The following is a 17,273-nucleotide window of genomic DNA, read 5'->3' on the forward strand; positions in this document are numbered from 1 at the left end:
TTGCTTTGTTTTCATATAAAATATATTCAACAAAGTAGAGGAGAATATATATATGATCGTTGATTATAAGGCAATAGGTAAAAGAATTAAAATAGCAAGAATTCGTAAGGGGATTAGTCAGGAAGAAACTGCTGAATTAAGTAGTATTTCATCAAGACATATGAGTAATATAGAGACAGGTAGAACTAAGCCAAGTTTACCAACATTAATTGCTATTGCAAATGCATTAGATACATCAGTAGATTATTTCTTGTGTGATAATGTTGTCAAGTCAGGATATGTGTTTAAAGAGGAAGCAAACAAATTATTTTCGGATTGTGATGATTATGAAATGAGAATAATCATGAATATTATCTTAGCGACTAAAGAATCATTAAGACAAGAAATTGATATTAGAAAGAGATTATTAGAAAATTAAAATTTAAGTAAATAATATTTTTATATTCAATTTATTGATAATTTTGTTAAGAGTAATTCGATAAATGATATCCAATTATATCATTGTAAATTTTTTATAAAATAGTAATCTTTGTAGATTATATAAGCGACTAATTGAAGTGGAAATGATTTTATAAGTTAGGTTGCTTATTTATAAATTTAAACTGATATTGATTAAATAAGGATGATACATGAAACTTGAGGTATTGATACATTTATGATACACTATTTTTATCAAAAGAGTATAAATGATAGAAAATTGAATTTTTATTACATTAAAAAAATAATTATTTGAACTAAATAAAGGTCAATGTAATAATTGACATAAAGAGTTTGAATAGAAGTTAAATGTTAAAAGTGCACTTAAATAGGTACTTTTTTAGTATTTGATGATATCTTTGAGTACAACTTTTAGAATCATTCTAAAAAAATTAAATTTAATAGGAATTTTAAGTATTCAGCAGAATTCATTGAATTATTTATGCTATATTATAATTAGAATTTTAGTTCAAAAGGAGATAATATAAGATGATTATTAATGGTGTGAGTGTATCTAAGGATTTACAAAAAGCAATTGAAGATAATAGTTTAGTTGTGTTTGTTGGTGCGGGCGTTTCTATGGGAGCCCCCACCAATTTGCCAAGTTTTTATGAGCTAGTTAAATTTATCGAGTCTGGAACTGGTGAACATTACGATGGAAATGAACCATGTGAAAAATTTTTAGGTATGCTGAAGCATAAAAAAATAGATGTTCATCAACGAACAGCCGAACTATTATCAAAAAATGAGCTAGAATATAACGATTTACATAAACATATTATTAACTTATTTAGAGATCCAGAGAGCATTAAAATTGTTACAACAAATTATGATACAATGTTTGAACAAGTGTTAGAATCGAAAAAAATAACTACTGTTAATACATATAATGCTCCAGCATTACCACTAGGCAATGAGTTTAAGGGAATTGTGCATATTCATGGCAATGTTAATGAACCACAATCAATGATACTTACAGATGAGGATTTCGGTAAAGCTTATATTACTGATGGATATGTATCAAGATTTCTTATTAAATTATTTGAGTCATATAATATTCTTTTTATTGGATATAGTTATGAAGATACTATTGTTAAATATTTGACAAGGGCACTCACTTCTTATGGTAATTATAAACGTTTTATCATGATTGGTTCTGAATCAAAAGAATTTGAATTACTTGGAATTCAATCAATTTGTTATGGAAAAGATAAATATGATATCTTGTATCAAATTGTTAATCATTTGGGAGAAATTAATCAAAGAGGGTTACTGGATTGGCAAAATACTATTAAGCAATTTGAATTAATTCCACCTCAAGATATTTCATTAGAGAGCGAAATTGAATATTGTTTACATGATGAGAATAAAACATTTATTCTTACAAAAAGTATTCATGGTGAAAAATGGTATGAATGGCTTGATCAAAGAGGCGTTTTTGATTCATTTTTTAATGAGAATTCCTCTTTGAATGAAGTTGATGAGCTATGGCTAGATTGGTTTGTTAGTGAATTTATTGGAAATAATGATAATGTAATTAAAAGAGCAATATTGAAAAATAACAATAACATAAACAGCAAGTTAGTTAATAAAATAATCAATTATTTAGACAATGATAAAATTGAAATTTCAGATCAAAATTATTGTGAATATACTGTATTACTTATTAATAAAATTCATGACGGATTTACATTATTTAGATTATTAGAAACTTCTTATATAAAAGAAATTTATCAGATTTCGTTTTTATTGTTCAAAAAAATGTTTGATTTTAATATGGAGTTAATGTATAAGTCATTTAGTCCAAATGATGAAGTTGTTTATGAATGTAGATTTTTAGGGTCGTCTAGTTACATTGATATTGCTTTTGACACAGTTGGGATGCAATTGATTGAAAAATTTCCTATAGATTTTTTACTTTTTGTTAAAGATAAAATAAATTCAATATATAATCAATATCAATTGCTAAGAATGGCAAGTGATGACATTGATCCATTAAATGGAATATTTTTTTCATTGGAACGCAAACATTATTATACGGATTTGGAGAAAGTTTTATTTTGCTTTTGCGATAAAGTTTGTAAAGTTATTAATAATATAGATAACAAAACTTTTGTGAAAGCTTATATTGCTGAATGTCTTAAGTCTAATTCATTTTTATTAAACAATTTGGGAATAAAATTATTAAGAGTAAATCCATTATACTCAAATGATGAAAAATGCAAATTGATTTTTGAGCATATAGGTATGTATACATTGTACAGTAAAGAGCAAGTTTTTCTATTAGTAGCAGCAATTTTTTATGATTTATCTAGTGATATGAAAGAACAACTATTAGATGAAATCAAAAAAGGAGATACTAAATTTGAGGCAACTGAAGAAAATTTAAAAAATATTGCTTATAAAAAGTTTAATTGGTGTGCATGGTTTAGAAAGAATAATATTAATGATTCTGAAATTGATAAAATAAATGAAAGTATATTGCATGAGTATCCTTATTTTAAAGACCGTAAACATCCTGAGTTGATTACGACAGGTCCAACAATTAGTTGGGACGCTGATAAAAGTCCTAAATCAGAATTAGAAATAAAAGAGATGGGAAAAGAAGAATTAGTCACTTTATTGAAATGTTTTGTAGAAGATAAGTTTGCTGGTATTACTAAAGCGGGTTTGTATAATGCTTTTGGAAATTGTTTAAAAGAAGATTATGAATGGGCACTTGAAATACTTAAATATATCAAAGAAAGTTTTGAAAGTGACCATCCAATTTGGAATAAAATAATATCAAAAATTTCAGAATCAGATTATACAGTTGAACAACATATGACGTTGATTAAATTATTTTTCGAGAATGATGAATTAATAAAATTTAATGATTTGAGTCTTGGTTGGTATCTTGATGATTTGCTAAAGAAAAAGGAAATACAACTAGTGTTTAATCAAATATCAAATCAATTATTTTGTTTTTCTTTGAAAGTTTATGAATTAGGAGAAAAGAAAATAAATTGCGAATCTGATGTAATGACTAAATGTTTAAATTGTTCGGTTGGCGTAATTATAACATTTCTAATAAAGATGTTATCTTTTGAAGAAGATTCATCAAATGAAAAAAAGTATTTTAACTTTTTTGAAAAATTATTAACTGAAGAATTACCATATCATGATCAAATATTATGTATATTGATAGGAAATGTACGTTTCTTTTATTATCGTAACAAAGATTGGTGCAAAAAACTTATTATTCCATATTTAACTACTTCTGATAAAAATGATTTTTTAATATCTTGGGAGGGGATTGCTTATTTTTCTAGTCAACTTTATAATGAATTAGGAATTGATCTTCAGCAAAATTATCTTGAAGCGATTTCAGGAATAAATGAATTAGAAGGACATGGAAGAAAAGTTTTGGTGTCACACTTTACATTACTGCTTGTTTATGTTGTAGAAAATCCACTTGAAATATTTATTCCAAAATTTTTTGATGTTGCTGAAACATCAGATAAATTACTTTTTATTAATACTATTAGAGATTGTTTAGTTAGATTGAATGAAGAAGAGAGAAATGCTCTCTGGAATTCATGGCTAAAAGAGTATTGGAAAAATAGAGTGCAAAACATTCCAAAACCATTGGAATATGTGGAAAATACAGAAATGTTAAATTGGTGTTTTAAGTTAAAAAATATTTTTTCTGATGCTGTTGCAATTATCGAGTCGGGAGTAAAATTTAATAAGATCAGCACTTCATTTTTTTATCGTTTAAAGAATTCTGAATTGGTATATAAGTATCCAGACGAAGTTGCTAAATTATTAATTTATATTCTTAATTCTGGAGCACACATTGAAAGGATTGAATTTACAATTCAAGAAGTAGTAGAAAAAATTAATTGTACTGATGAAAGACTAAAAACTAAATTGAATGAGGCTTTATTATTGCGACATATTACTTTAACATGTAATTAATTAAGTTCAAATAAAGGATATTCTTATAAAGAAATAACTACTATTGAATTATTTTTAAGAGGTTTATTCTTTGTTAAATTCTTTTACTAGCTTATAAAAATTCTGCTGCGTAAAACACATTGTGGAGAATTATACAAAGTGTGATAATAATATTATAAAGTAAAAGATAAATTGAAATTTGTGAGGGAGATAAATGCTATTATTAACACTTAATATGAATATGTTTAATTTTGTAATAGATAACAGTTTTAATGATTACATTAATCTATGGCAAGAAGGTATAAATCAAGGAAAAGCATATTATATAGATTTTTCTGGAAGAAAAATAAAAGCTGATAGTAAAGAACATTTTAAGATTAGAACGTTTGTTGGAAATAGACATATTGATTATGTGTTGGCAAAGAAAGAATCTTTAAATTTGAAAGAAATCAGAACCGATTTTAGAACTTTAGCCTTTACTAATCACTGTGGTATTATTTTGGATTTTGATATTAATAAGAAATATAAGTAAATAAATAGATAAATTCCTAATTATGCAGAATAATAATGGTAGGGGAGTAGTTGCTTTTGATATAAAAATGATACACAACTCTTGAAAAAGTGATACAATTTTGATACACTTTATTTGTCAAAAGAGTAGAAAATAAGTAATATTGAACTTTATCTTTAGTATATTTATTGTAAATTGAACTAAAACAAGTTCAAAACAGAACTCATCATGTTGAGTTTGAATAGTAATATGTAATTTGTGAGTGCTCTGAAAAGAGCACTCTTTTTAATTGTATTTTTACGCAGTAGATTATTTGTTTTATTACACAAATTATCTTTTGTGGTAGCGTTTTCATAGTTTGTTTGTTATTATAATATAGAGTGAAAATTATAACATAAGGGGGATATGATCATGGAACAAGTTTTTCAATCTATCATAAAGAAAAGAATAGATGATGAAAATATATCAATGTTTATCTTTGATGCACCCACAGGATCAGGAAAGACATATCAGATAGTGAAATATATTCAGGATAATTATCAGAAAAAGAAAATTTTTTTCATAGCTAATTTACATAATCAGATTCCAGATCAAGAAGAGTTGACTAGAGATTTAGATGACAATGAAAAAGAAAAAATAAAACTTCAAATACTTAGGCTGAATTCAATACTTGAAAACTTTAAATCACATTACAAAGATATTATCAGTAACAAAGATGATATTCAACTATCTGGATTTTTAGTTAAAAATAAAGAAATCATTGAAGACTTGTCTATTACACTATCAATATTGAATGATAAACCAATATCAGTCAATCAAGAGAAGTATTATTGTAAAATATTTCATGAACAAGAAAGAAAATTCAGGGAAGCAATAAAGGGATATATCTATGAAAATTGTGCAAAAACAAAGAAAAAACGAAAAGAATTTGTTCAAACTCAAGAATGGATTCGTTCTCTATACCCAGTAATTGATATTGATGATAAAAATATCATATTGATGACAGTGCAAAAATTTTATTACCCAATTGATCCTCTATATGAAAAGGCATATGAATTGTCTAGTAAGCGATATGAAAATGCAATAATTTTTTTTGATGAATTTGATGCTTCAAAACGCATATTAATGGATTTGATTATAGATGAAAATGCAAATAATTATAAAACGGAATGTTTTCGTCTGTTTAGAAGACTTTATGATGAATTATCGAAATGGAACATACCTAAATATTTTCATGTAGCTAAACCTAAAGAGGGATATAATCAATTGAATTTATTAGATGAAATAAAAAATGAAGTTGAGAAAATTCAGCATGACTTTGAAAAACTGGATAAGGAAACAAAGCATATTCTAGATAATACATTTAAAACAAGGAATATCGAAAGTAAACATAATTTTATTTTTAGTGACAGTGATGCTCATACTATTACAAATGCTAATGATGCTAGACAACTGATTTATTATGTTGAGGATATTGATGATAAAAAAGTTAACATTATCAATTCGATTTCTTATACACGGAGCAGCGAAAAAGATTTGTTTCTCAAATCTCATGAAAGTCTGAACTATTTATATCAAAAAGTAAATAAGACAATAGCAAATTTTATATTTTCATATACCAAAGTAATTGAGAAATATATGAATTTCTTTAATGCCAATAAAACTATCAATGATGAAAAAATGGATTTTTCTTCAGCTTGTAATGGAATGATTGAAATTTTAAATTTAAGTGAAGAAAATGAGAGATTCCTTACAGCGAAAATTATGCAAGGTATTAGAAGCCGAAAAGCAAGGGATAAATTCGAGGTTCATCAAGTAGAAATAGAAAATGATGTACAGAGAAGTATCGAAAAGTTTGATAATGATAAACGAAGGAAAAAATATGATTTTTATAAAAATGGTTTCTCTTATATGGAAGTTATAGATTCATTTGATCAACATAATCTGGAATCTAAAGTTTATTCTTACAGTTATGATATGGTTCCAGAGAAAATGATTGTTAATCTTTGCGTGAATTATAAACTGATTGGAGTTTCAGCAACTGCGACCATACCTTCTATATTAACAAATTATGATCTAACTTATTTCCAAAAAGTTTTGGGTAGTCGAGTTTCTTTTTGTTCAAAGGAAGAGCACAATAGGATTATGGAAAACTATCAATATTTCTTGTCAAATGCATATGAAAAATCTGAAATTGTAATTGATTTTGATATTGATAGAAAATTTAAATGTAGCAAAGATGAGAAAATTTATTTAAAAGAAACATTAATCGACATTTTCGGAAATAATGATCTTTATAGTTCACATGATAATATGGTAGATCAAAATGAGTCATATAGGCTGAAAGATGCTGCTGATTTGTATCGTTCTTTTGATCGATTTTGCAATGAAGCCAAAGTTCAATCTTTTATTCATTTTGTTAACTTTTCAGTAAATAAACATGAGATATTTAAAACAGCATGCATAAAAGTGCTAGATTTAATGATAAAGAAGTATAGTCCTTCTATAAAATATTATTTTTTGGATAGCGAAGAATTTAATAAAAGGTATGACCCCGAAGTAATCCCATCATTAGAGAAAGGAGAGAAGGTATTTATTGTAACAACGTACCACACTTTAGGTACTGGAGTTAATTTAAAGTATAAAGTTACAAAAGATAATTTGAAATATTATGATAATCTAAAATTAGATCAACAAAAAATCATTGAAAAAGATTTTGATGGACTATATTTATCAAAACCTAGCAATATCTTTCCTTTTTTGACGAGTGAGAATAATACATACCATAATTTCATGCAAGTAATATATGCTTTAGAATATTTGAATACAGTAGGCGGTTTAAAAAAAGACAAAGTGTTAGACTATATCAAGAAGGCGTTTAGGATTACTTATATGGGAATATCAGATAAAGTAATCTTTCAGCAAGAAGATATTTTAGATATTACCTATGGCCATTTGAAATATCTCATTCAAGCAATAGGACGGATTTGTAGAACAAAAACAAAAGGATCAAAAATCTTAATTTTATCATGTTTTGATAATGCGAAATTGGTATGGAAAACGGTAAGACACCAAAAAGAAATGAATTTAAATATTGAATTTTTGGAATTCTCAAAGCAAGCATGTATGCGTTTTGATATAGATTTTGCTAGTTTTGTGAAATCATCTAATGAAGCAAATAGAATAGAAAAGAGTACGGGTTATAAAATCAACTCGTATATTTACCGTAAGTGGACTTTAGAAAGTGTAAAGGAATGGAAAGAACTAAGAGAGTTTGTATTAAGATATCCTACAAGCAATACTGATAATTCACAGATTATCAAGGACCATTATATTGAATTTAATGAAGAGATCAACGAGTATAGTTATGATGGATATTATTGGACTAAATATGGAAATGATATGTGTGAATATCGCTACTCTGTTTCTGCAAAATCTGCAAGGTTACAGAGAATGATGCAAATTCCTGGATTACAAAGCTATTTTGCTCATGCTGAACGTCAATATGCAATCGATTTTGAACTTGGCAAATACGTGATGTGTACACATTTGTTTCAGCGTATATATAAGGGGGCTTTAGGTGAAGTAGCAGGAAGATTTATATTAGAGCAGTATCAAATTGATATACAAGAGATAGAAGATATTGAATTCTTTGAATGTTTTGATTTCTGCTATGGAGATAACATAAGTTTTGATTTTAAAAATTGGTATAAAGGCTTTAGGAAAGATTCCTATAAACAATTGCCATGGATCAAACGTAAAGCAGAGAAATCAGGTTATCTTACAGTATTTGTCATCAACATATTATACGAAGGATATCAGCGTATGGAAATTCATGAAGAAAATGCGATAAATGTAAAAATTATAATAATTCCTTGGCTTTATGATGTAAATAAAAAAGTTTATAACGAGGAAGCACTATGTATAATAAAAGAGGAGATTATAAAATGTTCATTAATACCAATAAGATAAAGTTCAATATCAAAGATTTTGAATTAAAATATGATGTATTCAAAATCACTGTAAGAAATGATTCAGAAATAAAATATTTGCCAAAAAGATCAAAGATAATTCCTCGTGAACTTAGTGCTGAACTGTTATCTGTATATAATTATAGTGGAAAATGTATGTATTTATTGTTTCATAAAGATGAAATTGATTTGCAACAATTTCATGATCTTCCTAAGGAACTCGAAATATGCAAAGATAATAAGATCTATCAAGATGTGAAGTTGAATCTTTTATTAAATTCTCTTACTAAATATAAAAATGATGCAATTTTTAATATATCAGGACACTTTTTACAATGGGTAAAAAATACGAAAAATAAAAGAGTATATTTGGAATACAGGTTCTATCAAGGCATCTTGCAACAATCAGTTGTAACGTATACGCAAGTAGATGAAGTTCAGTATCAGGTGTATTATGCAAAGGGTAATGATTTATGTGAGGATCCTTTAGATGCCTATGATGCTTTGTATATAAAGAAAGGCGATAGAAATCACAAAAATAGGATTAGATTCATTAATGTTGAGAATATTGGAAAATACCAGAATACAAAAGTATATCTCTTTTCGCAAGTCATAAAATTGATTGAAACATATTTAAATGACATTCTTGTAATTGATAGTTTAAAGGAAGAATACAATGTCATAAGGTGGGAGAAGCCTAAAGGGATTCACAAAAACATGCTAGCCTTATTGAGTCATATAGGTTTTCATATTGTTAATCTGTGTGAAGATAAACAATGTACCGATCAACTGATATATTTGATGATGCATGCGTTTGATAAGAAGAATATAAATGAAAATGACATCTCTGTAGGGCAAGGATTAGATAAAAATAAAATAAATATCAGAATCATTCACAATAGCGATTATTATAAAAATAATAAATTACAAGATGATCATATTGCTTCAATTAATTTTGCGATACAACATATTACTTTGGAAGAATTGACACTAGAATATAATGATTTCACTATAAAGAATAAAAAACGCAGTAATATAGGTCAAAAAATTCTTTTTGAGGGTTTGATAAAATATGAAATTATACACAAAACATTTCATTTAGCAACAATTGAAAATGCATTTATACAAGAAGAGTGGAAATATTATATGAAAGAAAATGATCAATTTTACTTGCTTCAATTCAAAGATCATAGTCCTGAGTATCAACGTATCAATGCACATGAAATACCTGATGAATTAAGTAAAAATAATAGAAAAGATTTTTATGCAATAGAAACATCTGATCATACATTTTTGAAAATAGAGGAAAATTTAAAATATCATCCATTACCAGATTTTAAGATTATCGAAAATCGCTTATATGAATGTAGCCAATTTGATTTTATAGATAAATCAGAGTTAATTAGAATGATAGAGTCTTTTGAAAAAAATAACAGGGATTGCTATGAAGGAGAATTATTGAACATATTTACTAATAAGATTAAGGATTTATTAAATAATTTAAAGCAGTTGCCTGAAAAAGAAATAGATCGAGATCAAATAAAAAAAATTTTTCCATCTGATAGAAAAAAACCTTATATAAAAAGAAAGGTGTATCAGTTCATATATGAGCAAACAGGAAAAAGAGTGGATGCGGAATTAGAGAAACCAGATGTTGTAGTTACTTATATGGGTGGACACATATATATAAATTACAAACAAGAGTATAAAAATATGTATTATACAGTGGGAAAAATCAGCGAAAAAGATTTTAGAAATAATATGAGTACAACGAATCAAATTAAAAAACTGGTGAATTGTAGCCCGTCAGATTTTGAAGTTTATAGCCGTATGTTATGTGTGGATTTTGTAAGAGTGAATCAGCTAACTGCTATTCCTTTTGTGTTTAAATATTTAAGAGAGTATTCTAGTATGCAACGATAAATGTTTAATTATATAAGGAATATAGAATAAAAATTGCTATTTGACGTTTACCATAAAATCATTGAATTTAACAAAATTTAGAAGAATGAGATTGAATTTTCTCAAAGAGCATCATAAAATTATCTATACTAATATGTTAATTATTAATACGATAAATGAACTTTACAAAATATAAATGTTGACGCTAATTAATTATATGACAAACTCATTGATGATCATAAGAAGAGAAGAAATATAACTGAGAATTGAAAGAAGAAAATCAACTAAAACGAGTTCAACAAATGAATAATATACTATATAATTTGATATGTAGTATAAATTAGTATTTGAAAACTTGGAAGGGTTCTACAATACAGTAAGAATAGATTTACACTGTAACTATCAGAGTCCAAACAAATATGAAGACAATTACATGTTAGAAAACACTAACTTAAATTCTTACATTTAAGTTGTCCGAAATCTTGATATAGTACCAATAATTGATGATAAAAAAATTGATAGAGCTTGTAGAAGAATGCAGCAAGTGTTAGATGGTAGTGTTATGGCAAATCAATTCATGGTTAAGGAGAATGAGAAGCGATATAATTATGCTATTAAAGGTACAAAAGTAATTGACTTATCAAAGATGGATTTTGATCAACTGTGTCAAGAAATTAGAAGGTCTCCGTATAAAGCAATTGAAATTGATGATATGAAAGACTTTATCGAAATACTCTTCAGCAAATGATTAATGAAAATTGTACAAGAATCAAATGTCAGAACGCGATAAGGACATTATTGATAGATATAATGCAGGAGGCATTGAAAATAAAGATTATTATAAGCAATTGATTCAATTGATGGAAGAATTAAAACAAGAATCTGAAAGATTTGTATTTAAAGTTTTAACAGAAGAACTTGAATTGTATGATTTGCTGATTCGTGGTAAAAAAATTAACATAAAAAAAGAACAACAAGTTAAATTAGCAGCAAAACATCTATATACAACAATTATAAATAAGAGATTAAAATTGCTTGTAGTTGATTGCTATAAAGATGAGCAACCAAAAGTAAGGCACACTATTGAAGTTGCTTTAAATGATGATTTAGCTAGGTGTTATGGTAAAGAATCTTTTAATGCTAAGATTGACTTGTTATTGAATTACTTTATTGATATGGGGATTCAAAGATATGGATGGATTAAATATGCATAGAAAGAATCTTACGATGAATAAAGATGAAATTATAAATTACTTATTATTGAATACTAATATTAATTTTCTTATGTAAGCAGGTACTTTTATAAATTTTATTGATAGAAAGATATAGTATAAAGGAGTTAGTATAATGAAATTAGAAAGTATTACAATTGAAAACTATAGACAGTTTGAAAAAGCAAAATTAATTTTTGATAAAGGGGTCACTATTTTGGCAGGAGCCAACAATAGTGGGAAAACATCATTGGTTAATTTGATGAAAAATATATTTGTGAGTGAGAAACTTGAATATAATGTTTCGGATATTCCTGCAAAAAATATACAAGAATGGGTGGATTGGGCATATCCCATATTTCATGATTTCTTTATAGATGGAAAAACTATAGCAGAGGTAGATGGAAAACTTGTAGATACTATTATTTCAAAAGATGAATCTATTCAACCACACTTGATGAAAACAACCCATATTAAAATTCATGTATCATATAATCCAGAGATAGATGATATTAAATTATTTGCAGACTATATCATGGATTTGGATGAAACAAAGCATGATTTCTATTTTCAGTACAATTATGAAATAAATCGTTCAAAGTTTGTTCGAGCAATAATAAATGATTTTGTCAAAATAAAGCGTAGATTTGATGAAATCGAAGAAGATAAGAATGCTCTTACAGATCCATTTGATGAAAAAGCTACGAGCAATATTGTGGTAAAGGAACGTTATTTGAAACAATTGATTGCCGGTCTTTATGTCCAGTCAACAATAGCAGTTGGATATTATTGTAATAGAGATTATAGCAGTAATTGTAAATTTGATGAACTGAAAGAATTTAGGCAGTTATTTTATTTTTGTTTTATTAAAGCAAGTAGGCCATTAGATGATGATGAATCAGATCATTCTCATATGCTTAGTAAGCAGATGATAAAAATGGCAAAGCTTGATGACAGTTGGAATGAATTGGTTGAAAGACTTCCTGATGAATTACTTAAACCGATTCAAGAAAAAGAAATCGATAAAACAGTACGAGATACATCACTAAAATCTCTAAAAGATACAATTGTTGCTTTAGAGAAGACAAATGGTGGAAAATCTGGTGAACTTATGTTAGATATGCAAGTTACTGAGGAGGATATTAGTGATTTGCTTCAGAGGATTACTACTGCCACTTATAATGTGGATGGATATTATTTAGGTGAATCATCTCAGGGACTAGGATATAGCAATATGATTTATATTCATCTCCAATTGAAGGAATATGAAAAAAATGTTGATCCTCTTAAAGTTAATATGTTTTTCTTGGAGGAACCGGAATCCCATATGCATCCTCAGATGCAACAAGTCTTTATTAAATACTTGTTGGATTATTATCAATCAAAAATGCAGGGATTGATTACAACTCATTCCAATGAGATGGTTCGTGTTACGGGCATTTCTCATTTACGTGTTATACGCCATGCAGAAGATTTTAAAAGTAATTTATATGATTTGTCCTTGCTTCTGAGTGAACTAAAAGAATCAGAAGAGTTATCAGACAATGAATTAGCTGATTTCTTTGACTGGTTCTTTGAAATCGGTTATTCAGAAATAGTATTTGCTGATAAAGCAATTTTTTATGAAGGAGATACCGAAAGATTGTTTATTCGAAAATTAATGACATTAGATAAATTTAAAAAATTAGGTCAGCAATATGTTGCGTTTATACAAGTTGGTGGTGCATATGCAAAAAATTATGAGAAATTGATTAGAATATTAGGAATAAAATCTTTAATCATTACTGATATAGATTATGGAAAAGAAGAAATTATTATAACGAATATTTGTAATTCTGAATCAACAAATGATACATTAAAACATTTCTATTCTATTTATCATCCGACAGAATCTCCTACTGCAAAAAATCTGTATGATTGGAAAGAAAAGAAAGGTAATATAATTGATAATCTTATTTATATATGTTTTCAGACAGATAAAGATGGGTATGCTAGAACACTGGAAGAAGCGTTGCTTAATAAATATTTTTCTATAGATGTAAGTAATACATTTAAGAAAAAAGAGTGGAAGAAGAAAAGAAAGAATTCAAAACTCAAATTTTCTATTCCAAGTAAGAAAAATACGAAGTCCGTTTCAGATAACGATATTGTATCAATACGTGATGTTTTAAATTCAACATCGCAAAATAAGATAGATTTTATGTATTCTGTAATAATGAATGGTTATGTAGAAACGATGATACCGGAATATATTGATGGGGGTTTAACATGGTTGATGAAGTAGTAGATAATATTTTTCTTGTAAATGCTCCTGCTGGAAGTGGTAAAACAACATGGATTAGACAACAAGTTGAGCAGTATCTTTTACAAAATCCTTATGATAATGTTTTGTGTATTACATATACCAATCGTGCAGCAGAAGAATTAGGGAGAGATTTGGATAGAAAAAGAGTATACTTTGGCACAATTCATAGTTTTATTAATGATTTTATCAGTAGTTTTTTTGCTCATTCAGCAATTATTGATCTCTACTGGGAAATTTATAGTGATAAGATTGCAGAGCAAATAGAAAATATTATACAAAATAGCAATTGGGAAGAAAGTAATGAAAGATATAAAGAAAAATATGGTAGCATTGACTTAGAAACAATTCGTTCAAATATTGAATATATTTCTTATAGTGAGGCACCATTTACATCTTTGTATAGAGGAACTTTAGGTCATGATGACTTGATATCTTTCACAAGATTGGCTGTTGATAGATTTCCAGTAATAAAAAAGAAAATAGTTGATAAGTATCAAATGATATTTATTGACGAATATCAAGATACGGCATCAGATGTTCTCCATATTTTTTATACATCTGTTGCAGGTAAAAAGTCTAAGTTATATTTACTTGGTGACAAGATGCAACAAATATATAGGAATTATAACGGTGAATTTGAAGAAGAATTTAAAAGACTTAATAAATCTATAAATCTTTCTACAAACTATAGAACCACTCCTAAGATAGTCTCTATTTTGAATGCAATCTATAATGATGAGTTTTTGAAACAAAATCCGTATGAAAAAAATAGTGATGATGTTATGGCATTTTTACCTAAGGTGCTGTTTTCCTCAGATCCAGAGAAAAGTGTTCTAGAGTTTAGAAAACAATTTGGAGATGCGTTGATATTGTATTTATCTAACAAATCTAAATTTCAAAATATTGGAGTTGAAAAATTGTATGACGCTTATGATAATATGGAAAAGTATCGATATGGAAGAAAATATTCTGCTGTTGATGTATTAACAAAAGATGATGCAAGAATTAATGATGTATTGCTTACATTTTTATTTATTACAGATCAATTAGTTAGATACTATAATCAGGGATATTATGGTGAAGTTCTTAGAATTGTTCGCAAACAGCACATTTATTTAAATTCTGAAAAATTTGTAATTAAAGTGCATTCGGATAAGAAAAAACTAAAAACTCAAATAGAGATAATTACTAGTGCATATAATAATGCAGAAATGACAATTAATCAGTTTTTGGAAATATGTTGTCAGGATGAGTTTATTAGAGAAGAGATATATTTTGCTATTGTTGAAGATTCAGATTATCAGTTTGTAAAGGATGTAAGAGTTCAGGAAATAGAATTACTTACAAATTATTTAAACAATCCAAAAATATCTACTCAGCATGGTGTAAAGGGTGAAAGCCATGATACCGTTGTATTTGTTGCAGAAAATAGTAAAAATGGAAATCTACCTGTACATATGTCAAAGTTTTTTGAACTTTGGAGCAATATAGATGTTACATTATCTAAGTTTGATGCTTTTTATTATTCTTATAGCAAATTGATACATATGATTGAGGTGGGGATTGGAATGAAATGCTCAGAATTAAAGGCAGTCAATTATACTTCTGTAGCAAATATTATAGATGATTTCTTGCAGTCGTTTATATTAGCAAACAGCACTAATCCTTATTATAATTATCTACTTAAAGAAAAAATGGATAAGTATAATGGTAGAAAGAATGTTACTAATGTGAAAAATTGTTTAAAAGAGGGGACAGTATTAGGACCACTTTGTGCATATAGATTATTCTATGTAGGTTGTTCTCGTGCAAGAAGAAACCTTATCATAGTGATAAATAAAACAGATGTTTCAGAATTTGAAGATAAACTTCGTGTTAAATTAGAAAACTGTGGATTTAGTGTAGAATAAGAAATTTTTAAAAGTGACAAGAAAGAGGATAATATTTACAAATGAAACCTTTTAAGGATAATAGGCTAGGAATGATATTAGATGGTTATAATAAAAGAATACAAGATATATTACAGATAATTAGATCCTTGCCAATGATATAGAGATTTTGGCAGAAAATCTTTTTCAGGAACATTATATAGTTCCTATCATAATTGTTGATGAAAATGTGTTAAAAAGAACAATTAAGTAAAGTAAAATAACACGATACGTAGATTATTCTTTTAGAGATTCATATGGGGATAACACAATTAAAGTAGATGGAATGCTATTTAAATTTTATTTTCCATATTCTGGAGATGAATCTCTATTTAAATATCAAGTTTCTATCTTTTCGTCGAGTAATTATCAAGAAATGGAACTTAGTAATACGGAAATTATTATTACAATAGATAAAACATTAAGAGAAATGAAGTGGAAAATTCAAAAGAAATAGTACTCAATAGTTTAAATCGAGATATCGACAATATTAAGAGCAAAATTTCATATTGTGATAGGGATGTTAATAATTTTAATGTTTTTTTAAGAATCCGATTATTATTGTCCTTAAAGAAAAAAAGTTAAATCATTTTGTACGATTACATCTATGTTTGAAATACCTATAACAAGTAATGAATTCTCAGCAACGCATGTGTCCATTAAGAAAATGAATGATTACATCAGTATCTTATAGTTATAATTAGTAAGATTATTACTGCCTTTCCGACACAGATTGTGAAGGTATTTTGAATGTAATAAAACAAGTTGGAGCACTTACGAAAAAACGTTATCTTCATATAAGGAAATACACGAAGAAGATCTTCGAAATATTTTTTTGGCTAAGCATAGTACAATATACCAAAGTGACGCAATAGGAGAAGGTTTTCGAAATAATAATAAAACAGATATCTTGATAGAGTGTGAAAACCTTACTGCATTTGTTGCGAAATGTAAAATGTGAGATGGACAAAAAGAAATAACAGAAGCTATACATTGGTTGGATGGTTATTTGACATGGAGAGATTGCAA

General features: G+C 27.1%; 10 protein-coding genes. All 10 read left to right on the forward strand.

What is annotated here, in order from left to right:
* Positions 1-52: 52 nt before the first annotated feature.
* Positions 53-418, forward strand: coding sequence for a helix-turn-helix domain-containing protein (locus BN1865_RS07070; RefSeq protein WP_050636543.1), 366 nt, complete (start codon positions 53-55; stop codon positions 416-418).
* Positions 419-966: 548 nt separating this feature from the next.
* Positions 967-4,437 (forward strand): SIR2 family protein, encoded by a 3,471-nt coding sequence (locus tag BN1865_RS07075; RefSeq protein ID WP_050636544.1) that lies wholly within the window; start codon positions 967-969, stop codon positions 4,435-4,437.
* 193 nt (positions 4,438-4,630) lie between these two features.
* Positions 4,631-4,948, forward strand: coding sequence for a hypothetical protein (locus BN1865_RS07080; RefSeq protein WP_050636545.1), 318 nt, complete (start codon positions 4,631-4,633; stop codon positions 4,946-4,948).
* Between the two features lie 390 nt (positions 4,949-5,338).
* Positions 5,339-8,899: a hypothetical protein gene (locus BN1865_RS07085; protein WP_050636546.1), complete on the forward strand. Its 3,561-nt coding sequence runs from the start codon at positions 5,339-5,341 to the stop codon at positions 8,897-8,899.
* A gap of 155 nt (positions 8,900-9,054) precedes the next feature.
* Positions 9,055-10,821, forward strand: a complete 1,767-nt coding sequence (locus BN1865_RS07090) for a hypothetical protein (RefSeq protein WP_157844102.1) — start codon at positions 9,055-9,057, stop codon at positions 10,819-10,821.
* 85 nt (positions 10,822-10,906) lie between these two features.
* Positions 10,907-10,996, forward strand: a complete 90-nt coding sequence (locus BN1865_RS18715) for a TnpV protein (protein ID WP_232780357.1) — start codon at positions 10,907-10,909, stop codon at positions 10,994-10,996.
* Between the two features lie 339 nt (positions 10,997-11,335).
* Positions 11,336-11,548 carry a hypothetical protein gene (locus BN1865_RS07095; protein WP_050636548.1) on the forward strand — a complete coding sequence of 71 codons (213 nt, stop codon included), beginning with the start codon at positions 11,336-11,338 and terminating at the stop codon, positions 11,546-11,548.
* A gap of 25 nt (positions 11,549-11,573) precedes the next feature.
* Positions 11,574-12,014, forward strand: a complete 441-nt coding sequence (locus BN1865_RS07100; protein ID WP_050636549.1) for a type I restriction enzyme endonuclease domain-containing protein — start codon at positions 11,574-11,576, stop codon at positions 12,012-12,014.
* Between the two features lie 133 nt (positions 12,015-12,147).
* A complete protein-coding gene (locus tag BN1865_RS07105; RefSeq protein WP_050636550.1) occupies positions 12,148-14,295 on the forward strand; it encodes an AAA family ATPase in 2,148 nt (715 codons plus the stop codon).
* The gene (locus BN1865_RS07110) at positions 14,280-16,226 is read left to right on the forward strand and encodes a UvrD-helicase domain-containing protein (protein WP_050636551.1); all 1,947 of its coding nucleotides are present in this window, start codon (positions 14,280-14,282) and stop codon (positions 16,224-16,226) included. The genes BN1865_RS07105 and BN1865_RS07110 overlap by 16 nt, the downstream gene beginning before the upstream one ends.
* Positions 16,227-17,273: the final 1,047 nt, after the last annotated feature.

Source organism: Candidatus Stoquefichus sp. SB1 (assembly GCF_001244545.1).
Lineage (GTDB): Bacteria > Bacillota_I > Bacilli_A > Erysipelotrichales > Coprobacillaceae > Stoquefichus.

What these genes read in the sequence shown, in the direction of transcription:
- BN1865_RS07100 (WP_050636549.1), top strand. Translation starts at nt 11,574, where the DNA reads ATGTCAGAACGCGATAAGGACATTATTGATAGATATAATGCAGGAGGC.
- BN1865_RS07095 (WP_050636548.1), top strand. Translation starts at nt 11,336, where the DNA reads ATGCAGCAAGTGTTAGATGGTAGTGTTATGGCAAATCAATTCATGGTT.
- BN1865_RS07090 (WP_157844102.1), top strand. Translation starts at nt 9,055, where the DNA reads ATGTATTTATTGTTTCATAAAGATGAAATTGATTTGCAACAATTTCAT.
- BN1865_RS07110 (WP_050636551.1), top strand. Translation starts at nt 14,280, where the DNA reads ATGGTTGATGAAGTAGTAGATAATATTTTTCTTGTAAATGCTCCTGCT.
- BN1865_RS07070 (WP_050636543.1), top strand. Translation starts at nt 53, where the DNA reads ATGATCGTTGATTATAAGGCAATAGGTAAAAGAATTAAAATAGCAAGA.
- BN1865_RS07080 (WP_050636545.1), top strand. Translation starts at nt 4,631, where the DNA reads ATGCTATTATTAACACTTAATATGAATATGTTTAATTTTGTAATAGAT.
- BN1865_RS07085 (WP_050636546.1), top strand. Translation starts at nt 5,339, where the DNA reads ATGGAACAAGTTTTTCAATCTATCATAAAGAAAAGAATAGATGATGAA.
- BN1865_RS07105 (WP_050636550.1), top strand. Translation starts at nt 12,148, where the DNA reads ATGAAATTAGAAAGTATTACAATTGAAAACTATAGACAGTTTGAAAAA.
- BN1865_RS07075 (WP_050636544.1), top strand. Translation starts at nt 967, where the DNA reads ATGATTATTAATGGTGTGAGTGTATCTAAGGATTTACAAAAAGCAATT.
- BN1865_RS18715 (WP_232780357.1), top strand. Translation starts at nt 10,907, where the DNA reads ATGAGATTGAATTTTCTCAAAGAGCATCATAAAATTATCTATACTAAT.